Source organism: Corynebacterium sp. Marseille-P4321 (assembly GCF_903645305.1).
GTDB lineage: Bacteria > Actinomycetota > Actinomycetes > Mycobacteriales > Mycobacteriaceae > Corynebacterium.
This window is the reverse complement of record NZ_CAHJXO010000004.1, coordinates 1-21,630: the sequence shown is the minus strand read 5'-3', so window position 1 is coordinate 21,630 and position 21,630 is coordinate 1. Positions and strand designations below refer to the sequence as shown.

The 21,630-nt window shown below is 65.6% G+C and carries 23 protein-coding genes; 10 read left to right on the top strand and 13 right to left on the bottom strand.

The features are described 5' to 3' along the window. Window position 1: 1 nt before the first annotated feature. From HWX32_RS10955 to HWX32_RS10940, 4 genes are read left to right on the top strand one after another with little or no spacing between them, the layout of a single operon-like run. A complete protein-coding gene (locus HWX32_RS10955) occupies window positions 2–1,453 on the top strand; it encodes a CCA tRNA nucleotidyltransferase (protein ID WP_175935920.1) in 1,452 nt (483 codons plus the stop codon). After that, on the top strand, window positions 1,446–2,054 hold the full coding sequence (locus HWX32_RS10950; protein WP_175935897.1) for a YqgE/AlgH family protein: 609 nt from the start codon (window positions 1,446–1,448) through the stop codon (window positions 2,052–2,054). The genes HWX32_RS10955 and HWX32_RS10950 overlap by 8 nt, the downstream gene beginning before the upstream one ends. A gap of 29 nt (window positions 2,055–2,083) precedes the next feature. Further along, window positions 2,084–2,764 (top strand): AzlC family ABC transporter permease, encoded by a 681-nt coding sequence (locus tag HWX32_RS10945; protein ID WP_175935896.1) that lies wholly within the window; start codon window positions 2,084–2,086, stop codon window positions 2,762–2,764. Window positions 2,765–2,766: 2 nt separating this feature from the next. After that, window positions 2,767–3,105 carry a branched-chain amino acid transporter permease gene (locus tag HWX32_RS10940; protein WP_175935895.1) on the top strand — a complete coding sequence of 113 codons (339 nt, stop codon included), beginning with the start codon at window positions 2,767–2,769 and terminating at the stop codon, window positions 3,103–3,105. 10 nt (window positions 3,106–3,115) lie between these two features. Here HWX32_RS10940 and HWX32_RS10935 read toward each other — a convergent pair whose 3' ends face one another. The 11 genes from HWX32_RS10935 to HWX32_RS10885 form a co-directional block, all read right to left on the bottom strand. Then, the gene (locus HWX32_RS10935; RefSeq protein WP_242648346.1) at window positions 3,116–3,418 is read right to left on the bottom strand and encodes a hypothetical protein; all 303 of its coding nucleotides are present in this window, start codon (window positions 3,416–3,418) and stop codon (window positions 3,116–3,118) included. A 10-nt stretch (window positions 3,419–3,428) separates the two neighbouring features. Then, window positions 3,429–4,382 (bottom strand): bile acid:sodium symporter family protein, encoded by a 954-nt coding sequence (locus HWX32_RS10930; RefSeq protein WP_175935894.1) that lies wholly within the window; start codon window positions 4,380–4,382, stop codon window positions 3,429–3,431. 16 nt (window positions 4,383–4,398) lie between these two features. After that, complete coding sequence (locus HWX32_RS10925) at window positions 4,399–4,767, bottom strand: Rieske (2Fe-2S) protein (RefSeq protein WP_075469492.1); 369 nt, start codon at window positions 4,765–4,767, stop codon at window positions 4,399–4,401. Next, complete coding sequence (trpA, locus tag HWX32_RS10920) at window positions 4,764–5,600, bottom strand: tryptophan synthase subunit alpha (protein ID WP_075469493.1); 837 nt, start codon at window positions 5,598–5,600, stop codon at window positions 4,764–4,766. The genes HWX32_RS10925 and trpA overlap by 4 nt, the downstream gene beginning before the upstream one ends. Further along, the gene (trpB, locus tag HWX32_RS10915; protein WP_175935893.1) at window positions 5,597–6,817 is read right to left on the bottom strand and encodes a tryptophan synthase subunit beta; all 1,221 of its coding nucleotides are present in this window, start codon (window positions 6,815–6,817) and stop codon (window positions 5,597–5,599) included. The genes trpA and trpB overlap by 4 nt, the downstream gene beginning before the upstream one ends. A 9-nt stretch (window positions 6,818–6,826) precedes the next feature. Then, a complete protein-coding gene (trpCF, locus tag HWX32_RS10910) occupies window positions 6,827–8,227 on the bottom strand; it encodes a bifunctional indole-3-glycerol-phosphate synthase TrpC/phosphoribosylanthranilate isomerase TrpF (RefSeq protein WP_175935919.1) in 1,401 nt (466 codons plus the stop codon). After that, window positions 8,214–9,236, bottom strand: coding sequence for an anthranilate phosphoribosyltransferase (trpD, locus tag HWX32_RS10905; protein ID WP_175935892.1), 1,023 nt, complete (start codon window positions 9,234–9,236; stop codon window positions 8,214–8,216). The genes trpCF and trpD overlap by 14 nt, the downstream gene beginning before the upstream one ends. Then, a complete protein-coding gene (locus tag HWX32_RS10900; RefSeq protein ID WP_303049157.1) occupies window positions 9,229–9,846 on the bottom strand; it encodes a gamma-glutamyl-gamma-aminobutyrate hydrolase family protein in 618 nt (205 codons plus the stop codon). The genes trpD and HWX32_RS10900 overlap by 8 nt, the downstream gene beginning before the upstream one ends. Then, window positions 9,846–11,378, bottom strand: coding sequence for an anthranilate synthase component 1 (locus HWX32_RS10895; protein WP_175935890.1), 1,533 nt, complete (start codon window positions 11,376–11,378; stop codon window positions 9,846–9,848). The genes HWX32_RS10900 and HWX32_RS10895 overlap by 1 nt, the downstream gene beginning before the upstream one ends. Window positions 11,379–11,582: 204 nt before the next feature. Then, window positions 11,583–12,044: an SdpI family protein gene (locus tag HWX32_RS10890; protein ID WP_254868414.1), complete on the bottom strand. Its 462-nt coding sequence runs from the start codon at window positions 12,042–12,044 to the stop codon at window positions 11,583–11,585. Window positions 12,045–12,067: 23 nt separating this feature from the next. Next, complete coding sequence (locus HWX32_RS10885) at window positions 12,068–12,985, bottom strand: SHOCT domain-containing protein (RefSeq protein ID WP_075469498.1); 918 nt, start codon at window positions 12,983–12,985, stop codon at window positions 12,068–12,070. Between the two features lie 220 nt (window positions 12,986–13,205). Here HWX32_RS10885 and HWX32_RS10880 point away from each other — a divergent pair, with 220 nt between their 5' ends. The 6 genes from HWX32_RS10880 (at window position 13,206) to HWX32_RS10855 (ending at window position 19,129) form a co-directional block, all read left to right on the top strand. Then, window positions 13,206–14,420 carry a dicarboxylate/amino acid:cation symporter gene (locus tag HWX32_RS10880; protein ID WP_075469499.1) on the top strand — a complete coding sequence of 405 codons (1,215 nt, stop codon included), beginning with the start codon at window positions 13,206–13,208 and terminating at the stop codon, window positions 14,418–14,420. A 78-nt stretch (window positions 14,421–14,498) separates the two neighbouring features. Beyond that, window positions 14,499–15,206, top strand: a complete 708-nt coding sequence (locus HWX32_RS10875) for a hypothetical protein (protein WP_175935889.1) — start codon at window positions 14,499–14,501, stop codon at window positions 15,204–15,206. Window positions 15,207–15,392: 186 nt separating this feature from the next. Next, the gene (locus tag HWX32_RS10870) at window positions 15,393–15,530 is read left to right on the top strand and encodes a hypothetical protein (RefSeq protein ID WP_175935888.1); all 138 of its coding nucleotides are present in this window, start codon (window positions 15,393–15,395) and stop codon (window positions 15,528–15,530) included. Window positions 15,531–15,555: 25 nt separating this feature from the next. Then, a complete protein-coding gene (locus HWX32_RS10865; RefSeq protein ID WP_175935887.1) occupies window positions 15,556–16,263 on the top strand; it encodes a hypothetical protein in 708 nt (235 codons plus the stop codon). An 8-nt stretch (window positions 16,264–16,271) separates the two neighbouring features. After that, window positions 16,272–17,705 carry a DUF5129 domain-containing protein gene (locus HWX32_RS10860; RefSeq protein WP_175935886.1) on the top strand — a complete coding sequence of 478 codons (1,434 nt, stop codon included), beginning with the start codon at window positions 16,272–16,274 and terminating at the stop codon, window positions 17,703–17,705. Between the two features lie 17 nt (window positions 17,706–17,722). After that, entirely contained in the window at window positions 17,723–19,129 is a 1,407-nt protein-coding gene (locus tag HWX32_RS10855) for a DUF5129 domain-containing protein (protein ID WP_175935885.1), read from the top strand. A gap of 122 nt (window positions 19,130–19,251) precedes the next feature. On the opposite strand, the gene HWX32_RS10850 is transcribed toward HWX32_RS10855, so the two are convergent. Then, window positions 19,252–19,977: a hypothetical protein gene (locus HWX32_RS10850; RefSeq protein WP_175935884.1), complete on the bottom strand. Its 726-nt coding sequence runs from the start codon at window positions 19,975–19,977 to the stop codon at window positions 19,252–19,254. 22 nt (window positions 19,978–19,999) lie between these two features. Beyond that, the gene (locus HWX32_RS10845; protein ID WP_175935883.1) at window positions 20,000–21,073 is read right to left on the bottom strand and encodes an ABC transporter ATP-binding protein; all 1,074 of its coding nucleotides are present in this window, start codon (window positions 21,071–21,073) and stop codon (window positions 20,000–20,002) included. Between the last annotated feature and the right edge of the window lie 557 nt (window positions 21,074–21,630).

Here is a 21,630-nt window from a genome sequence, read left to right as displayed (position 1 = left end):
GATGGTGCGGGCGCAGGGTGTCGTCGATAAGCATGCGCCCCTGCTCACTCCCCTTGCGGAACTGTTCGCTGAGCGCGGCGAATCGCTGCACATCGTGGGTGGCTCGGTGCGCGACGCGATGCTCGGCCGGCCTGTGCACGACCTCGACTTCACTACCTCCGCGCGCCCCGAAACGATTCAGGAAATCCTGGAAATCTGGGGCGAGAAGGTGTGGGACACCGGCATCGAGTTCGGCACGGTGTCAGCGATCCGCCACGGCGAGACGGTGGAAATCACCACGTTCCGCGCCGATCTTTACGACGGCGTCACGCGAAACCCCGAGGTCACCTTCGGCGACACGCTCGAGGGCGACCTGGTGCGGCGCGATTTCGCCTGTAACGCGATGGCAGTGGAGCTTTTGCTTATCGACGGTTCATTGGCACCGCAGTTCCACGACCCCGTAAACGGGTTGGACGACGTGGTGCACCAGCGGCTGGATACTCCACAGGCGCCGGAAGTGTCGTTCCGCGACGACCCGCTGCGCATGCTGCGCGCCGCCCGGTTCGTCTCCCAGCTTGGGTTCACGGTGGCGCCGCGGGTGTTCGACGCGATGCGTGAGATGGCGGGCGAGATTGAGCGCATCACGAAGGAGCGCGTGCAGGCGGAGCTGGACAAGCTCATGCTGGGCGCGCGGCCGTGGGAGGGCATCGACCTGCTGGTGCGCACCGGGCTGGCGGAGTACATCCTGCCGGAGGTGCCGGCGCTCAAGCTGGAACGCGACGAACACATGCAGCACAAGGATGTGTACACGCACTCGCTGACGGTGTTGCGCCAGGCCACTGAGCTGGAGAACCCGGACGAGGGGCCGGATTTGAAGTTGCGGTGGGCGGCGCTGCTGCACGACATCGGCAAGCCGGCCACCCGCGCGCCGAAGGAGGGCGGCGGGGTGACGTTCCACCATCACGAGGTGGTGGGGGCGAAGATGGCACGCAAGCGTCTGAAGGCGCTGAAGTACCCGAAGCACGTGATCCAGGACGTGGGCCAGCTCGTGTTTCTGCACATGCGTTTCCACGGGTTCGGCGAGGGGCAGTGGACGGATTCCGCGGTGCGCCGTTACGTCACCGACGCTGGCGACCTGCTGCCGAAGCTGCACAAGCTGGTGCGCGCCGACTCGACGACGCGCAACGCGAAGAAAGCCGCGCGCCTGCAGCGCACCTACGACCACCTTGAGGAACGTATCGCCGAGATCGCGGAGAAGGAAGACCTCGCCCGGGTGCGCCCGGACTTGGACGGCAACGAGATCATGCGCATCCTGGACTTGAAACCGGGCCCTGAGGTGGGCAAGGCCTGGAAGTATATGAAGGAGCTGCGCTTGGAGCGCGGCGAGTTGGACCACGACGAAGCCGTCGCGCAGCTGCAGGCGTGGTGGGCTGAACAGCAAGGGCAACAGCAACAGGAGGGTGACAATGCCTGAGTACTTCTACGCGGATCGGCTCTTCAACGCCCTCGAGCGGGTGGAGCCGGAACCCGGGATGCTGCTCGTCGCCGCGCCCGGTATGTACTCCCCCGACTTTGCGCGGACCGTGGTGCTGGTCATTGAGCACGACCACGACCACACCCTGGGCGTAGTGCTGAACAAGCGTTCCGAGGTGGCGTTGGCCAACATCATTCCCGAGTGGGCGGAGCTCGCCGCGAAACCGCAGGCGCTGCACATCGGCGGGCCGGTGAGCCCGGAATCGGCGGTGGGTCTCGGAGTGACCGGTACCCACGTGGAGCTCGAGGGTCACCCGAACTTCACGCGCCTGGCCAACCGCCTCGTGTTGGTGAACCTCCAGGCACACCCCTCGGAGGTAGCCGGCGAGCTGGAGGGCATGCGCATCTTCGGCGGTTACGCGCAGTGGGAGCCGGGGCAGCTTGACGACGAGATCGCGCGCGGCGACTGGTTCGTCGCACCCGCGCTGCCTTCGGACGTGGTGGCTCCGGCGGGGGCGGATTTGTGGGGGGACGTGATGCGTCGTCAAGCAATGCCCCTGCCCCTCTTCGCCACCTTCCCCGCGGATGTTGAGGACAATTAGTGGCCGTTTCACGTGAAACATCGCAAGGAGTGCGGCTGGGGCTCCGGGATTCCTGGGTGGTCGCCGTCGGGCTCGTCCCGCTTGGGCTCGCGTTCGGCCTGCTCATGACGCAAGCCGGTTTCGCCTGGTGGTGGACGCCGATCGTGTCGACGGTGATTCTCGCCGGCTCGATGGAGTTCCTCACCATCGAGATGATGCTCACCGGCGTCGGCCCGTTTGCGTCCGCGGTGACGGCGTTCATGGTGAATTTTCGGCACATTTTCTACGGGCTGACCTTCCCGCGCCACGTGGTGCGCGGCGTCGTGCCGAAGGTGTACAGCACGTACGCGCTGACCGACGAGGCCTACGCCGTCGCCTCCACCATCAAAGGGCCCGTGACGGGCGCGCGGGTGCTGACCATCGAGGGATTCATCCAGCTCTCGTGGGTGCTCTCCGGCATCGTGGGAGCGCTCGTGGGCCAGATTATCCCGCCCGAGCTAGAGGGCATGGACTTCGCGCTCGTCGCGCTCTTCGCGGTCCTCGCCTTCGATGCATTCCGCGCGAACCCGGACTTCTCCGGCCCGCTGCTCGCAGGTGGCATCGCGATCGTCGCGGCCGTGCTGTTCCCGGCGCAGATGGTGATCGTGGCGCTGGTGGCGTACTTCGGCATCATCGTCGCGCGTTTCTGGGCTCCAAAGCTTGACGACGCCCTCACGTGGAAGGCGAAGTAACCATGGGTCTTCCAGAAGGCGTCCCCCTCGGCATGGTGCTTGCGGTCCTCATCCCTGCCGGCCTTGTGACATTCATGCTGCGCGCACTCCCCTTCGCGTTCCTGAATACGCTGAAAGGCAGCCCCCTGGTCGACTTCCTGGCGGTGCTTATGCCCGTCGGCGTGATGACGGTGCTGGTGGTCTACTCGATGTCCGGTTACGCGGGCGACTGGCGCAGGATGGCCGCCGCGCTGGTTTCGCTGGTGCTGACTTTGCTGGTGCACCGGTGGCGGGGGCGCGCTGACCTGTCGATTCTCACCGGGACCGTGCTGTACATGGTTTTGGTGAACGTGGTGTTGTAGGGTCGTTCCCCTACATGAATTTTGCCTGGGCCTCTGCCCAAAGCGCCTCGAACTCGCTCTCCGCGAGGCGGGTGGCGGTGATGCCCTCAAGGGCGTCGTAGGTGTCGGGGTGCGGGACCGTGGCCATCGGGGGGTTGGCCTGGCCGATGACGTGGCCGTCGACGTAGATGCCGGTGATGCGCTCGGCGGGGTCGAGTTCGATCATGCGGACCATGGTGCACTCGCGGGTGGAGATCTCCTCGAGCTCGGCGATGTTGAGCAGCTCGCCGCCGAGTTCGGGCACTTGGTAATGGATGCGGATGAAATGTTTCACGTGAAACACCCTACTCAGTGGCCAGGCGCGAGGCGTACGCGGAGCAGACGACGAGCTGGACCATGTGGTAGATCATCAGCGGGATGATGATGACGCCCAGTGCTCCACCGCCGAAGATCACCGAAGCCATGGGCAGGCCGGTGGCCAGGGACTTCTGGGTTCCGCACATCTGCACGGCGACGGTGTCCTCCCGCGGGAAGCCGAGCGCGCGGGGGATGGCGCCGGTGAGCCAGAGCATCGCCACCACGAGCACAAGCGCGAAGACGATGAGGAACACCAGCTCCCACACGGAGATGTTCGACCACACGCCGGAGACGACGCCCTTGGAAAACGCGGCGTAGACCACCATCCAGATGGAGCCGCGGTCGACGATCTTGGTGGCCTTGGATTTGGCAAGCTCCGCCACCTTTGGAGCGAGGTTGTGTGCCACCTGGCCGAGGACGAACGGCAGGAGGAGCTGCAGCGCGATGTCGCCGAAGACGGACGCGTCGATCTGCACGCCGTCGCCTGCGCCCATGAGCAGCATCACGAGCAGCGGGGTGACAAGCACGCCTACTAGCGACGACACCGAAGCCGCGACCACCGCGCCCGGAACATTACCGCGCGCGATACCGGTCAGCGCGACGGAGGACTGCACGGTCGACGGCACGAGCGTCATAAACAGCAGGCCCTGGTAGAGCTCCGGAGAAATGAATGCGGTGGTGGGGCGCGCGAGGAGACCGATGAGCGGGTACGCGAGGAACGTGAACCCCAGGATGACCAGGTGTAGGCGCCAGTTCGTCAGGCCGCGCAGCGCCTCCTGCGTGGAAAGGCGCGCGCCATAGAGGAAGAACAGGGCCGCGATGGCGAGTTTTACAGCGATGTCGAACCCATCAGCAAAGCCGCCGCGGGCCGGCACGATAAACGCCAGGACCGCGGCGGCGAAAATGCCGACGAGCAGTGGGTCGATTTTCAGCTTGGGCATGCGGCCCAGTCTACGGCTAGCTTTCGACGGTGAGCTGCTCGCCGCTTTCGGTCAGCGTCGCCTCCACGAGCGGGTTGGTGGTGGGGCCGGAAATCGCTTCGCCGGTGGCGATGTCGAATACGGAGCCGTGGTTGGTGCAGCGGACGGTGCCGTCGTCAAGCACCTGCGTAATTTTGGATCCCTGGTGGGGGCAGGTGGCCGAGTAGGCAACGTACTCCCCCGCTGTGGGCTGCGCGATGATGAAACGGTCCAGGATCACGGCGGAACCGACGGGCACCTCGGTCTTGGCCACGTCCTCGCTCGGTGGTTCACCGCAGGCGGCGAGGAACGCCCCGGCGAAGGTGGTGGCGGTGCCGAGCATGAACACGCGGCGGTTGCAGGTCATCGGGTGGCCTCCTTCATGTCGCGGACGAAGGCGGTGAGTTCGGCTTTCAACGAATCCATATCCGTCACCGTACGCGGGTTCGGGTGCTCGCCGGTGGTGTAGCGCTCGATGATCTTCGTAATCGCCGAGCCGGTGATCGCGCCCGTCGCACCGGCCGCGATCGCGTCACGCACGTGCTGGGGCGAGGAGATACCGAAGCCGAGGAGCACCGGAGCGCCGCCGTAGGAGTTGACGTTATCCACAACCTGGCGCAGGCCGTCGACGGAGGCCTCGCGCTCCCCGCCAGTGACGCCGTCGCGCGAGATTGCGTAGATGTAGCCGCGCGAGTGCTTAGCGACGCCCTCGAGCACCTCCGCACGCGCCTTCGCCGGGGCGATGTAAATCGGGTCGATGCCCGCCGCGGTCGCTGCTTCGGAGAAGGGGCCGCCCTCGCGCACGGGGACGTCGGGAAGCAAAATGCTATCGGCGCCGGCCTCGGCGAACTCTGTGTAGAAGCGCTCGAGCCCGCGCACGTAGGCGACGTTGGCGTAGATGAGCATGCCGATCGGCAGGTCCGGGTAGCGCTCCCGGATCGTGCGGAGCTGCTCAAGGGAGCGCTCCACCGTGGCGCCGGAATCCAGCGCGCGGATGTGCGCCGCCTGGATGGTCGGGCCGTCGGCGACCGGGTCGGAGAACGGGACACCGAGCTCGAGGGCGTCTGCCCCGCCCTCGACCACGGCGTCGACGATCTCAAGGATGGCGTCCGGGTTCGGGTCGCCCAGCATCAAAAACGGGACGAAGGCTCCCTCACCGCGCTCAGCAAGACGGCTAAATGTCGATTCGTAGCGGCTCATGAGATTCTCCAATCGGGGTGTTGCGCCAGGGTTTCTTGCACGTGGGCGACGTCCTTGTCGCCGCGGCCGGACAGGGAGACGAGGATGTTCACCGGCTCCGTCGCCTCCTCCGCGCGCTTCAAGGCGTACGCGAAGGCGTGGGAGGACTCGAGTGCGGGGATGATGCCCTCGTAGAGCGAGAGCAGCTGGAACGCCTCGAGCGCCTCCTTGTCGGTCACGGGCACATACTGCGCACGCCCGGACTTGGCCAGGTGTGCGTGCTCGGGGCCGACGGCCGGGTAGTCCAGGCCGGCGGAGATGGAGTAGGACTCCTCCACCTGCCCGTCTTCGTCACGCATGAGGTAGGACTTCGTGCCGTGCAGGATGCCCACGGTGCCGGCGGCGATTGCGGCGCCGTGTTTGCCCACGCCGAAGCCCTCTCCCCCGGGTTCGGTGCCGATGAGTTCCACGCCTTCGTCGTCAATGAAGTCCGCGAACATGCCTATGGCGTTGGAGCCGCCGCCCACGCAGGCGACCACGGCGTCGGGAAGCGTGCCGACCTGCTCGAGCATCTGGGCGCGCGCCTCAGTGGAGATCACGCGGTGGAACTCTTTCACAATCTTCGGGAACGGGTGCGGGCCCGCGGCGGTGCCGAGCAGGTAGTGCGACTCGTGGAACGTTGCGGTCCAGTCGCGCAGCGCCTCGTTCACCGCGTCCTTGAGCGTGCCGGAGCCGGAGTCCACGCCCACCACCTCGGCGCCCATCAGCCTCATTCGGTACACGTTCGGCTGCTGGCGCTCCATGTCTTTCACGCCCATGTACACCACGCAGTCCAGGCCCAGCAGCGCGCACGCGAGAGCGGTCGCGGTGCCGTGCTGGCCGGCGCCGGTCTCGGCGATGATGCGCGTCTTGCCCATCTGCTTCGCCAGAAGCGCCTGGCCGATCACCTGGTTCGTCTTGTGCGCACCGCCGTGGACGAGGTCCTCGCGCTTCATGAAGATGCGGCCCTTGCCGGTGCGCGGCAGGTTCCGGCACTCGGTGAGCGGGGTGGGTCGGCCGAGGTAGTCGCGCAGGAGGCGGCGGTACTCGGACATGAACTTGTCGTCAGCGAATGCGTCGACAAACGCGCGCTCGAGTTGGTCGAGGGCGGGCAGCAGCGATTCGGGCACGAATTGGCCGCCGAATTCGCCGTAGTAGGCGGGCAGGATGGTGCGTCCGCCGTCGGAGTATGCAGTCATGGGGTGTCCTTAGTCGAAGTGGTAGTTGCCAATGGTGTCGAATGCCGCGCGGAGTTTGCCCGCGTCTTTGCGCCCGTCGTGCTCCACGCCGGAGTTCAGGTCCACCCCGGCGCATCCGGTGGCAAGGGCGCCGGCCACGTTGTCGGGCCCGATTCCGCCGGCGAGAAGCGACTTGGTTTTCACGTCGTCGGGGATGCGGGTCCAGTCGAACTGTTCGCCGGAGCCGCCGTCGTTCGCATCGAGCACAAGCTTATCGACGAGCTCCGCTACCCCAACCGCCACCTCAGGGCCTTCCGGGGCAGTCATGGAGACTGCACGCCACACCTCGGCGCGCTCCCCCACCTCGCCGCGCACCCGCTCGATGAGCTCGCGCTCCGCGTCCAGGCTGCCCTGGTACGGGGCGTGCACCTGCACCGCGTGGACGCCCTTCTGCAGGAGCTCCCCGTAGCCCGCGGTGCGACGCGAGACCGCGACGTAGCGCAGGCCCGGCTCGTGGGCGATGATGTCTGCCGATGTTTCACGTGAAACATTGCGCGGGCTCGCCTCCTCGAAGATAAGGCCGCCGTACACCGCGCCGCACGCCTTCGCCGCTTGGGCTGCGCTCACGGAGGTGAGACCACACACCTTGTTCGGCCCGTAAACCAGCATGCGGCAAGCCAGGTCGATGTCCGGCTGGCCCGTGAGCTGCGAGCCGACCAGGAAGGCGTCCGAGTGGCCGCCGAGCTCGCGCACCGTCTGCACGTCGCGGATGCCGGACTCCGAGACCACCACCGCGTCCTTCGGCGCGAGGCGCGCTAGTTTGGCGGAGCGGGTGAGGTCGATGGAGAGGTCGTGCAGATTGCGGTGGTTCACGCCGAAGATCTTCGCGCCGAGTTTCACCGCGCGCTCCGCCTCCTCTTCGTCGATCACCTCGGTGAGCACGTCCATGCCCAACGTGTCGGCGAGTGCTGAGAGGTGCGCATACTCCTCGTCGCTCAAGACGGAAAGCATGAGCAGGACGGCATCCGCGCCGAAGTAGCGGGCGGCGTAGACCTGAACCTCGTCGATGATGAAGTCCTTGCACAGCACCGGCAGGTGGGTCACGGCGGCGACGGTGGCCAGGTGGTCGTAGTCTCCCCCGAAGCGGTCCGGCTCGCACAGCACCGAGATGCCCGCGGCGTAGCGGGAGTACACACTCGCGATTGAACCCGGCTCGTAGTGGTCGCGGATCAGGCCGAGCGAGGGCGAGTAGGACTTGCACTCCATGATGAAACCGGTGCCGGGCGCGCGCAGAGAGTCGTACAGCGACCGATTCGATTTAGGTAACGTGTCGAAATCCGCGTGGGCCACGCGTTGTCGAATTTCGTCAACGTGACGTTTTCGTCCCTCGACGATCCCCTCCAGCACAGTTGGAAGTTTAGGCACTGTAATCGCTCTCCTCGTGCTGCTTGAGCCAGGTGTGCACGGAGCCGTCGATAAGCAACTGCTTCGCGCGCTCCACGCCCGCCGCGAGCGACTCCTCGCCGTAGAGGTAGAACATCGCGCCCGCAGATGCGGCGATGGCGTCGAAGTGCGCCTGCGGCCCCTCCCCCGCGAACGTCGCGCGCATCGCCGCGGCGTTCTCCTCGCCGTCGCCGCCGCGCAGGTCCTCGAGCGAGTGGCGGCCGACACCGAGCTCCTCCGGGGTGACGGTGTAGTGCGTGATCTCGCCGTCGCGCAGCTCCCACACCAGGGTCTCGCCGTGCACCGCGATCTCGTCGGTGCCAGCACCGTGCACCACCAGCGCGCGGCTACGCCCCAGCTCACGCATGGTTTCCGCGATCATCTGGCCCTGCGCCGGGTTCGCGATGCCCATCACCTGGAACTCCGGGCGCGCAGGCGAAAGCAGCGGGCCCATCGTATTGAACAGCGTCGGCACGCCCAGCGCCTTTCGCACCGGCTGCACGAACGCGATCGCCGGGTTGTACGCCGGGGCGAACAGGAACGTGAAGTTGGAGTGCTCGAACTGGCGCACGGCGCGCTCCGGATCCAGATCGAGCGGGATGTTCAGCGCCTCCAGCACGTCCGCGGAGCCGGATTTCGACGACACGGAGCGGTTGCCGCACTTAATCATCTTCACTCCGCCGGCCGCAGCGACCAGGGACGCCGCGGTGGTGATGTTGATCGTGTTCGCGCCGTCGCCGCCGGTGCCCGCGGTGTCCATCAGGCCCTCGCCAGTTACCGGGAACGGGCGGCCGGCCGCGAGGAACGCCTGCGCGGCGCCCGCGATATCTTCGAAGGTCTCGCCGCGGGTGCGGATGGTGGCCAAGAGTGCCGCGATGTGCACGTCGTCGTAATCGCCAACCGTCAGCGGGGTGAACGCCTCCACCGCCTGCTCTAGGTTCGGCGCTTGCGTGTTGATGAATGAGCGGAAGGTATCCAGGGAAGATTCGCTAGCCACGGCGGGCGCCTTTCGTGTTCTGAGTCAGCTGGTTCACGCAGCGGTCCAGGATCACCGGACCGCCAGGGGTAAGGATAGATTCGGGGTGAAACTGCAGGCCAATGGACATGCCGTCGGCGGTCTCGGCCGCCATGATCACGGGCCCGGCCTCGGTGTCGGCCCACGCGAGCGGCACGATGCCCTCCGGGGCCTGCGTCGCACCGAGCGAGTGGTAGCGCGCCACGGGCACGTCCCGGCCTGGTTCGCCGGGTGCGCCGCCGACCGTGAGGCCGTCGAAAAGCTCAAGCCCAAAATCGGTGAGCTGCATGGTGCGCGACGTGCCGTGTTCCGGCCCGCAGGGGCGCACGCGGCCGCCGAAGTGCTCCACGAGCGCCTGGTAGCCCAGGCAAATGCCCAGAATCGGGATGCGTCCCTGGGCGCGCTCGATGACCTCCATCATGCAGCCCGCCTCCGCCGGGTAACCCGGGCCGGGCGAAAGCACGATGAGCTCCGGGTCCGCGCCCAGCACCGTATCCGCGCTCACCGTGTTGCGGTACACGGTGGTGTCATAGCCGCTGAGCGCGTCGACCAGGTTGTACACGAAGGAATCCTGGTTATCCAGCAGCACAATCACTTTTCCACCTCCAGTTTTCGTCCGCCCGCGATGGCCTGCAGCACCGCGTACGCCTTGTGCAACGTCTCGTCCGCCTCGGCCTGCGGGATGGAATCGCGCACCACGCCCGCGCCCGCCTGCACCGTCGCCTCGCCCCCGGCCACGAACGCGGAGCGGATCACGATGCAGGTATCAAACGTGCCGTCGCCTCGCAGGTAGCCCACCGCCCCGCCGTAGGAGCCGCGCCGGGTGCCCTCCACGCCGCGCAGCAGCTCAGTGGCGCGCAGCTTCGGGGCGCCGGTAAGGGTGCCCATGTTCATGCACGCGCGGTACGCGTCGAGGGCGTCCAGGTCGTCTGCAAGAGTCGCCGTGACCCGGCTGACCAGGTGCATCACGCGCGAATAGCGGTCCACCTGCAGCAGGTCGCGCACCCTGCGCGTGCTCGGCTTGGCCACGCGCGCCATGTCGTTGCGCGCCAGGTCCACCAGCATGGTGTGCTCCGCGACCTCCTTGGCGTCGGTGCGCAGCTGCAGCTCCATGCGCGTGTCCAGCTCGTGGTTCACGCTGCCGTCCGCGTTCAGGCCGCGCGGGCGCGTGCCGGCGATCGGGTACAGCTCCACCTGGCGGGTCTCCGCGTCGAACTTCAGGTTGGATTCTGGCGACGCCCCGAACAGCTCGTAGCCCTCCCCGCGCAGGTAGAACATGTACGGCGAGGGGTTCGTCTCGCGCAGCGCCCGGTACGCCGCGAACGCGTCGCCGCATTCGCAGGTAAAGCTGCGCGCGGGCACCACTTGGTAGATGTCGCCGTTGTTGATGGAGCTTTTGAGCTTATCGACGTTGCCCCGGAACCCCTCGTCGGTCACATCCGCTTCGACCTTGAGCACGCCGCCGTTTTCGGCGGCGGCGCGGTAGGTGGGGCGCGCCTCGTCGATAAGCTGCGCAAGCCCGTCGAGCTCGATGCCGCTGCCGGCCGCATCGACGCCCGCGAGGTACGCCGTCTGCGTCTCGTGGCTGACCCGCAGCACCACCTCTGCCAGCACGAACTGGTAGTCGGGGTACGTGTTCGGGCCTTCCGTCACCGCGGGGAGTTGCTCGAAGGTGTCCAGGTAGTCGAAGGCGAAGCCGCCGGCCAGCAGCGGGAAGTCCGCGTCCCCGTAGTCCGCCCGGGTGGTCAGCGCGCGCAGCACCTCGACGGAGCTGGGGCTGGTGAGGCGCTCGCGCTCGTCCTGCGCCGTGGACGCGGGAAAGGTGTAGGTGTGCGGCGCCGTCTCGTACTCAGCGAGCTGGCCGCGCAACCGCTGCGCCAGCACCTCCCCCGACGGCGTCAACGGCGCAACCGTGACGGTGTCGCCGTCGCACGTAACGCGCAGCGAGGAACGCAGCACCGCCACCGAGTGCAACCCGGAGCGCGTAGTGATGTCCGCCGACTCCAGCAGTACGGTGTCGTCCTGCTCCAAACCGCCGAGGTGGGCGAAGAGGCTGGACACGTCCTCGTGGTAGCGCACCTCGCGGCGCGTGATGGTGGGTGGGGCTGTGCTCGTTCGGCTCATTCGGTGCTTCCTTTTCCAAGTGTTCTGCACCGAGGGTACTGGCATGAATTCGGCCCGCGGCGCTTGGGTTTTACAAGCCGGCGGGCCGGTGGTTGAAGAAAATTGCAACGTGGCACGCCGTCTACGCGCGCCACCACCATGAAAAGTGTTCGTTGCAATGCATGGTGTTAAACCTAGCGCGCGACAGGTGCGCGCGCAACAGATTTATTTTTGCTCGTCGGCGCGGCCAGCGGCTCGTCGCAAAGCGTCCAAGTTCACTTCCGGCTTCGGCTCCGCGGGTGCCTCCGCGCTAACCTCCTCCTGGGCGCGCTCCACCATCACTGCGGCGCGGGCGCCGAAGTTGCCCGCCAGGGAAAGCGCCACCACGGCGGCGACGACGGCAACCACCGGGAACAGCCACACCCAGCCGGACGCGATGAACGCGAACGCCGCGCCGAACGCCAGCGCCACGCCTGCGAGGATGAAAAACGGCCCGGCCACCTTGTGGGCCTGCACCCACACCGACTCGTTCTTGCGCACCGCCGGGGTGTGCAGGCCGATGAACTTGTTGCCCGGCAGCTTTCCGGCGGTGGCCATCGCGCCGGGGATGACCAGCACAAGCGCGGCCACCGCGAACAGGATGCCGAAGACGATGTTCAGGGTGCTCATGGTTGCAAACGGACTCATGGCTACCAAGCTTAGAGCGTGACCTACATATTCAGAATGTTGCGCTTCGCCGCCGCGAACTCCTCGGCGGTGAGGAAGCCCGCGGAGTAGAGCTCGGCCAGCTTCGCCAGCTCACCCACAGAGCCGGCGGCAGGCGCCGGCGGGGTGGTGCGCATCCGCTCGATGGCGTTTCGTACCAGGTCGGCGTCGTTGACGTCGTTAAGCATTGTGTGCCTCGAGCCCTGCCAAATGCGCAGGCTGTTGCCGCTGACCTTGTCCACGCGGTCGATCGCCTCGTAGCGGATCTCCAGCGAAAGGCGGTGCGTGGTGCCCTCGCGCTCCACGATGCGGATGCCCTTGTTCGTCAGCACAAGCACGCACGGCTCGTGGTATTTCGCGGTGGCGGCGGCGATGATCGTCTCATCGTCCTTAATCTTCGACGCCGCGTAGCGCACCGGCGCCGCGAAGTTCGCGGGCACGGAATCTTGGTTGATCACATCGAGGATTTCGCGCTCGCGGGAATCCTTGGTGGGGCGAGGGGCATTTTGCTTATCGACGTCAACCTCCCCCACCGGCTCACTCCCGGTCAGGTCGAGGAACGTCTTGAAGTCCCGCTCAGACTTGAAGTCGAACATGAACGCCTCGCCCGACGGGTCGAACGTGGCGCGCTTGAGGATGCCGGACTTCTCCAGCTCGAACGGGTGCGCATCGAGCTGGTAGACGTGCACCCCGGAACCCAAGCCCTGCGGCACCGCAAGCAGCATGCTCGCATCCGTGACCGCCATGACGGCGGGCAGCGACTGCACGCGCCCCACTGCGAGCAGCGTGAGGTCCTCGCCCGCCGGGATCTTCTCCAGCAGGTCGAGCGCGAGCCCGCGGGCGGACAGGTCGGAGAAGTCCGGCAGCGTGCGCAGGTATGCGGTGTTTCCGGAGTGCTTCCGGTACGAGTTTGGGTCGCGCATGGTGGGACTCCCTCTTTCTCGCGCTGGCGCGGCGGATTTTATTCAACCGCAAAAATCCTAAAGCAGCCCTGCACAGGGCACAAAACCCAACCGGGGGTGGTTGGCGAGGGCGACGCAGGTCACGATTCCGTCCCAGGGTAACCGGGGCGATACCCTAAGAACTACAGCTGGTCAAACGTCCAGCTTGCCGTGTCAACGCTTCACACAAGGTGCACAAACAATGAGATCGAAACTTTTGAAGTCATTGCTCTTCTGGGTGGTTGTGGCGATCATCCTGGGCTTCGTCTGCAGCATGTTTTTCCCTGACTGGCTGGCGCGCGTGTTTGTCACGTTCAACGGCCTGTTCTCCAACTTCCTCGGGTTCTTCGTGCCCGTGCTCATCTTCTCGCTCATCGCCCCGGCGATCGCGGGCCTGGGCCGCGGCGCAGGCAAGTGGCTGGGCATCACCGCCGGTATTGCGTACGGCTCCACCGTCATCTCCGGCCTGATCGCCTGGGCGGTGTCGAGCGCGCTGTACCCGTCGCTGCTTGCGGGCCGCTCTTTGGTCACTGGTGTGGACGACCCCTCCGAAGGCGGCCTCGCCCCCTTCTTCGAGGTGGACATGCCTGCCCCGTTTGAGGTGATGTCGGCGCTGCTGCTCGCTTTCGTGCTGGGCCTGGCAATGACCGCGGTGAAATCGGACAACCTGTACAACGTGCTCGAGGAACTGAACGACGTGGTGCTGAAGGTGGTCACCACCTTCGTCATCCCGCTGCTGCCGCTGTTCATCTTCGGCACCTTCCTCAACCTGGGCATGAACGAGAACTTCGGCGACACCATGGCCGCTATGGGTGTGGTGCTCGTGCTCTCGATCGTGATGACCATCATCATCGTGCTGCTGCAGTACCTGGTGGCTGGTGTGGTGGCGGGCGTGAACCCGTTCACCGCGCTGAAGAACATGCTGCCGGCGTACTTCACCGCGCTGGGTACCTCGTCGTCCGCCGCGACCATTCCGGTCACTTACGGCTCCACCCTGAAGAACAAGGTCGACGAGGACGTCGCGGGCTTCGTCGTGCCGCTGTGCGCCACCATCCACCTGTCTGGCTCGATGCAGAAGATCACCCTGTACGCGCTCTCCATCGTGTACATGGCTAGCCTGGACGTTACCTCCGGCCAGATCATCGGCTTCATCTTGCTGCTGGGCATCATGATGATCGCCGCGCCGGGCGTGCCGGGTGGGGCCATCATGGCGGCCGTCGGCCTGCTGCAGGCGAACCTCGGCTTCGACGAGTCCATGGTTTCACTCATGATCGCGTCCTACATCGTGGTCGACTCGTTCGGCACCGCCGCCAACGTCACCGGCGACGGCGCGATCGCGCTCATCGTGAACAAGTTCGCTGCGGGCAAGATCAAGGGCGAGAAGCTTGACGACGAAGCTCCCGCCGTGACCGCGTAGAGTTCGCTGCGTCTGCTTCAAAAGGCCGCCCTTTTTGCGGGGCGGCCTTTTTGCATGCCCGGGACTACATTGGTGGCCATGCCCTACGAGATTGTGAGCACCCAGTTTGTCGCCCACGCCGACGATCTGGCCGAGGCGCAGGCGTTGCATCGGAAACGGGCGGGCGCCGCCGCTGCAGAGGTCCTGGCGCTGTCGGAAAAGCCGAAGCCGCTTTGCGATCCGTTCCAGTTGTGGAACCTACGCTGCGAGGCCGCATACGCGGGGTTGCACGAGCCTGAAGCGATGCAGCTCTACGAACTCAACGCGCTGGTGGACTTCGGCGGCCGTGACCGCGACGATGCTGTGGATGATTTCTTCTTCGAGGGGCTGAACGACCCGACTCGCTTCCCCGCGTTCATCGATGGCATCGACGGCCTCATTCCGCGCGACCCCATCACCGGGCCGCTCACTTTCATCACCGCGGTGTACCTCGGGCAGGGCGAGTACGCGGACGTAGCGCACGAACTCTACGAATCGCTTCTGGGGTCGTCTCACGTTGTGGCCTACAGTCCCGCGCTGGAGCCGCTCGACACCGTGCAGAACGCTGATCTGGTCGGCGAGCTTTGGGTGCGCGACGCCACCCTCAACGTCACCGACCGCGGAGACGGCTACTTCTCCCCCGGCAAGACACCCTGGGCGGGCTACTTTCTCACGTGCGGTGATCCGAGGTGCGATGATCCTAGGGCGGTAGAGCGCATCGACGGAGGCGTGGTGGTGCTCTCCCGTCTCAGCAGTGAGCCGTTCTAACTCCCGCTAAACACGATGTTTCACGTGAAACGCCGCTTTCGTCAGTGAACGTCACTGAACGGAAAGTCGTCGTCACTGAACGAAAGTGAGCCGAAAATCGCCGTCACTCAACACGAGAGAGTCAAGAACCTACGTCAGTGAACGGATTTTGAGTGTCACTGAACGAAAGTGACGCAGACTGAGCGCATGACTGAGCGCATGGATGCAATCATGCAGCGTTTGAATCGCCAGGGGAACGATGATGACCTCATCGAAGCGAAGTCCGGCTCCGGGAAGTTGGAAATGACGCCGAGTGTTTCACGTGAAACATCGCAAACCCGGTAGCGATGACTGGAGTATTTTGGGGCCCATGGCCCACGTCTTCACCACCTACTTCGCCGCGCTGCCTGAGGAGGCGGATGCCGCGTACCGCCTCTACAGTGAGCGCATCGCAGCGGCTCCCGTGGAGATCCTCGCCGCCTCGCCCCAGGCGCACCCCGCGAGCGACGACTTCCACCTCTGGCAGCTGCGCTGTGAAGCTGCCTATGAAGGCATCCCGCGCCACGGCGAACTGCAACTATTTGTAGTGCGCGCGCTGATCGAAGGCGGCCCCGGCAACGCGACCGACGAAGCCGCCACCGCCGCTTTCTACCTCGACGAGCCGAACGAGCCCGGCCACTACCCCACTGTGTTGGATGTGGGCCCGGAGCTGCCAACCCAAGCAATCCCCGAAGCCCGCGCGCTCACCATCGCCGAGCCCATCTACCTCTCGGACCCGGACACGCTCGACGACGCAAGCGCTCTGTACGCCAAGTTCCGCACGGGCGCCGAGCCCGTCGCGCACGACCCGGCCCTCACTCCGGTGGACGTGGTGCACGACGCAGAAAAGGTCGGCCCGCTCTGGGTGCGTAACGCCGAGGCCCAGGGCGGCGGCCATTGCGAGGAATGCACGTCACTACACATGGACGCGTGGCGCGGCTTCGTGCTCAGCGCCGCCAGCCCGGCGCAGCTGCAATCCGCTCTCGCGGAGGACGCCGCGGCCTCTATCTACGCGCGCCTCATCACCCGCCCGTTTTAGGAGGTCAGATGGCAACGAACAGGCAATGGGCCGCCGTCTGGGGTGTCAGCGCGCTGCTCGCACTCGGTGGCGGCGGCCTCGGGTACGCCACCCAGCCGGCGCCGGTGTACGAGCAGGTTTCGGTCACGCAGGCCGCCCCGCCGGTCGCAGTTGGCGACCCGCAGGAGTTGCTCACGGCGGAGCAGGAGCAGTTGCTTATCGACGCCACAGGTGACATCCCTACCCCCTCCACCGTCACCGACATCCAGTACCTCGTGTTCGCGAACAATCACGAAGAACCGCTCGACGACGTCGAGAACTACCTGCGCGACCACGCCCCAGAGCTCATCGACGACGCGTTGGGAGAAAACGGCAAGCCCCGCGACGGCGTGGTGATCATCGGTGTCGGCCTCGACCCGCGCAAGGCGTTCGCGTACGGCGGCGACGACGTGGGCGAGCAGCTCGGCATCGCCAACGAGGGCCGCCTGGAGAAGATCCTCGACGCGATGAAAGAAGACGTGAAAGCCGGCGACATCCCCGCGGGCCTGCTGAAGTCGGCACAGGTGGCGTTGGACCCGGAGGGCGTGGCGCAGTGGCGCTACGACGAAATGAAGGCCGAGAAGATCGGCATGGGCGTCGCGGGCGCCGGCATCGGCTTCGGTGGCGGCGTTCTCGTCGGCGCCGGAGTGCTTATCGCCCGCGACGACCGCCGGAAGAAACTCGAGCAAGCCCGCGAGGACCACGCGCTGATCACCGGCGAGTACCTCCGCCTGGCCCAGCGCCTAGACGAGGTGGACGTGCGCGCCCACTCGCTCTCTTCCGACTTCGCCGACGCGCAGCTGCGCCGCGACTGGGCCGAGGTGCGCGACCGTTTCCTCGCGCTCAACGACGCGGTGCACGGTCCCGGCGGCATCGGCGAGCTGGACCCGGAGGACGAAAAGGTGATGCGCGACAACCGCATCCGCCTGGAGAAGGCCGCCGAATCGGTGCGTCACGTCTCTCACGCGGAGGACAACATCGACAGAATGTTTCACGTGGAACAGGGCGATGTCGAAGCGCGCCGGGCCGACCTCGACCGGATGCGCGAAGACCTCGCCGACGCCAGCGAAGAAGCCCGCGAAAAAGGCAACGAAGGCATCCGCGCAGAGCTCGAGCAGCTCGACGCCCGCGCCGCCGCCCTGCGCGCCGAGCCCTCCTCCCCCGCGTTCGTGGACGACTTCCTGCGTCTGCTCGAGGACTACCGCGGCGTGCTCGACCACATCCGCTCCAAGAAGCTGGGCAAGACGAAGGAGCGCGAGAAGTGGCGTGAGCCCGCGGTGTACGACGCGGACTTCTGGTACCTGAACACCTACACCTACGCCAACGTGAGCTCGTGGCACACCGCGAACGTGGAGGCCGCCAGCGCCGCCTCAGCCTCAGCTTCCTCGGGCTTCTCCGCCGCCGGGGGTAGCTCCAGCTTCTAGGTTCTACGATGGCGGCCATGAGTCTGGGTAAAGATATTGCGGCAGCGGCAGGCATCACGGCACTCCTCGCGCTCGGCGGCGGTGTGGCGGCGTACGCGGCGGTGGACGAGCCGGCGCCCATCGTCGTGGAGCAGCGTGCGGAGGCGGCGGAGGTGGAGATCTCGGATCCCGCCGACTTGCTCACACCCGAGGACGAGGAGCGATTGCTTCGCGACGTCGCCCGGCTCGACCGCCCCAGCACCGTAAACCGCATCCACTTCATCGTGCTTGCGGACGGCCGTGAGAAGGTCAACGACACTGTGGAGAATTACCTCCGCGACAACCACCCGGACGAGATCGGCAACGACAAGTTCGCGGACGGCGTGCTCATTGTCGGCGCCGACATGGAGGCCCGCAAGAACTTCATCTTCTCGGGCGAGGACGTCGCCGACCAGCTCCTGCTGCGCGAGGGCGAGCGCCTGACCCCGGCGCTCGACGCGATGAAGCCGGGCCTGCAAAACGACAACATCCCCGCCGGCCTGTTCGCCGCCGCGAACACGGCTACCAGCATCGAGGACACCGAGCACTACAACGACGACTGGGAGTCCGACCGCCGGGGCACCGCTGCCCTCGGGGCGTTGGGCGGCACCTTCGTCGGCGGCGCAAGTAGTGCTATTGCGGTCGCGACCCGACAGGAGCGTCGCAAAGCAATTGCCCGTGCCCGGGCGAACCACGCGGCGCTGGCCAGCGAGTACACCGGGCTGAGCCAGCGCCTCGACGAGCTGGATATCCGCGCCAACTCCGTCTCCTCGGCCTTCGCGAACGCCGAGCTGCGCGGCCAGTGGGAGGAGGTGCGCGACCGCTTCCTCGCGCTGCACGACGCGACGCAGCGCCTCGAGGTGGGCACCGACCGGCAGGCGTTGAAGAACGGCAAAGAGCTCGCCGCCGCGGCGCAGACGCTTGACGACGCGGGCCACGCCGAGGACAACATCAACCGCCTTTTCCGCGTGGAGCAGGGCGACGCCGCGACGCGCCGGGCCCTGCTGACCGATATCCGCGGCGACGTGAAGGAGGCCCGCCGCCAAGTCGGGGACGCCGAGCTCAAGCGCGACCTGGAGGAGCTTGAGGGGCGCATCGAGTGGCTCGACCACAACACAACCGCGCCCGGGTTCCTCGACGAGTTCGTCCGCGTGCTGCAGGACTACCGCCAGCTCCTCGACGAGGTCCGCCGCCGCGAGTTCAGCGACGTCAAGCAGTACGAGCCGCTGCGCGAGCCCACCATCACCGACCCCGTCTACTACTACCCCGGGCTTACGCCGTACATCTACATGAGCTCGTGGCACGACTCGAACGTCGAGGCGCACCAGCAGGCCACCTCGTCGTCGAGCGTGGATACGACGTTCAGCTCCGGCTTCTCCGGCTCGGGCGGCTCCAGCTCGTTCTAAGCACTTACTTTGGGATGAATTTGTCCAAGTCGTGTACGGTAGGCGATACAAGGTAAGGACAAGGTCCCTTGCTATGAGCGAAGCGGGTCCTCAGGACGAATGCGCCTGAGGGCCCGCTTCTTTTAAATCTCTGGCCTTCGGCTGAGTACGTATGACACACGGCTTGTTCCCGAGATCCAATTGCGCAAGGCAGGATCTATTGAGCCGACAAGATCAAAAGCATCACCGATAATGTCCGCTACGTCGACGTTCAGCAAGCTGTCCATGTGCGAGACGCGGTTGCGCAGACCGTGGATGTGAAACACCCTCCAAAACGTGCGCTCACCTTCCGGGTCCTCGACCGCGGGAAATGCAAGGTGCAAACACTCGTCCCACATTGGGAGCCTGTTTTGATTGTCCTGGTTAGATGGGTTTGCCTCTGGCAGGTGATTAGGGAGAAGATCCTTCCACATCGCGAAAGTGGCATTAGACAAAATGTCATCGTGCGTTAGAGGCTCTTCAAAGCGAGGGTGCGCCGGCGAGCGCTTTGCGAGCGCTCGCTCCGCACGATCGATAGCTTGAGTTCGCTTACCTGCAGTAAGTGACCGTAGCGGTGAAGCGGGAGGTTCAAGTAGCCAGCTCACGTTACCGGTTTCACGCTCGTTCCAGACCTGCAGTTGCCTGTCCATTGCGTTCCGTAATACGACCTCGGTCATCCACAATGTGGTTTGAATGGCCGAAGCCAAATCAGCTCCCCAGCTATAGAGATGAAGAGCAGTTTTCTGGTTACCGCCTGCCGCGTTCAAATAGGGTGCAAACCGAGCTGTCCCCAGGTATTGAATTACCGTGTCACGAGTCTGCTTCTTCACATCCCACCCCCTCGTTCGTGCACTACAACCGCTCCCCCGTCTCTGCGGAGAACGCGTGCAGCGCGCCGTCGTCGACGGCCACGTGCACGGTGTCGCCCTCGTGCAGGCCGGAAAGGGGTGGCACGCGCACCACAACCTGCTGGCCCTCCAGGCCGGTGATTGTGCCGTAGACGTAGGAATCGGAGCCCAGCTCCTCAACGAATTCGACGGTGAGGGGGATGGCGTGGGCAGCGGAGCCGTCGATAAGCGAAAGCCCCTCGGGGCGGAAACCAAGCGTGACCTGCGGCCCGTCAGGCACCACCGCGCTCGGCAGCTCGACCGATACGGGGCCGAGGCGCGCGACGCGGCCGTCCACGTCGAACGTGGCGATATTCATGGCGGGCGAGCCAATGAACCCTGCGACGAACACGTTCTCGGGGCGTTCGTACAGCTCGCGCGGGGTGCCCACCTGCTGCAACACGCCGCGATCCAGGACGGCGATGCGGTCGCCCATGGTCAGCGCCTCAGTCTGGTCGTGCGTGACGTAAAGCGTGGTCACGCCCATGCGACGCTGCAGGTTGGCGATCTGGGTGCGGGTTTGCACGCGCAGTTTGGCGTCCAGGTTCGACAGCGGCTCGTCCATGAGGAACACCTGCGGCTCGCGCACAATCGCGCGCCCCATTGCCACGCGCTGGCGCTGCCCGCCGGAGAGCGCCTTCGGCTTGCGGTCGAGGTACTCCGTGAGGTCGAGGGTGGCGGCAGCTTCCTCGACGCGCTCGTTGATCTCCGCTTTGGGCTTCTTCGCCAGCTTCAGCGCGAAGCCCATGTTCTCACGCACGGTCATGTGCGGGTACAGCGCGTAGTTCTGGAACACCATGGCGATGTCGCGTTCCTTCGGGTCCTCGCCTGTCACGTCGCGATCCCCGATCAGGATGCGCCCCCCGTTCGTCTCCTCCAGCCCCGCGAGCATGCGCAGCGCGGTGGATTTCCCGGAGCCGGACGGCCCCACCAGCACGAGAAACTCGCCGTCGGCGATCTCCAGGTTGAGCCGGTTCACGCTGGGTGCGTCCGCGCCGGGGTAGATGCGGGTCGCGTTGTCGAAGGTCACGGTTGCCATGGGGATAAAACTAGCACCGGGCTCGTCGGGGCAATTGCTTATCGACGCCCCCGTGCCCCACCTCCCCTATTTTCCACGACCATTTCCGATGAAATGCGTCACAATTTGGTGTTCAACTATGCATTTCATCAGGATTCGTTTATGCTCGGTGGTGGAGAAATTCGAAGCAGCGGCCCGGCACCGAGGACACACGGTGCCGGGTCTTTGCTTTGCCTTTTTCGGCTTTGACCTTGGGGTTTGGTGGCTCTCTCCTTGTGGCCGCCTTCCCCCGCCTGTCTCGCTTGCCGGCCCGCCTCGCCGGCTTGCTGTTGTGCCAAAGCTGACCGCACCGGGTGCGAACGCCCAAGACACCCCTTGCGAGTGGTTAACGCTGGCACAACCCCCGAGTTAAACGACAAAATGTGTGTCTGCGAACGCCAGGCCCGTCAGTGGGTTAAACGACAAAATGTGTGTCTAGAATCAGCGATTTATGTGTCCTGACCTCTAGCGTTGCTGGAAATATATGCTTGCTGGGCTTATATCTGTCCTCTGAGCCGTAAATCCTCGGTGTGGTGCCG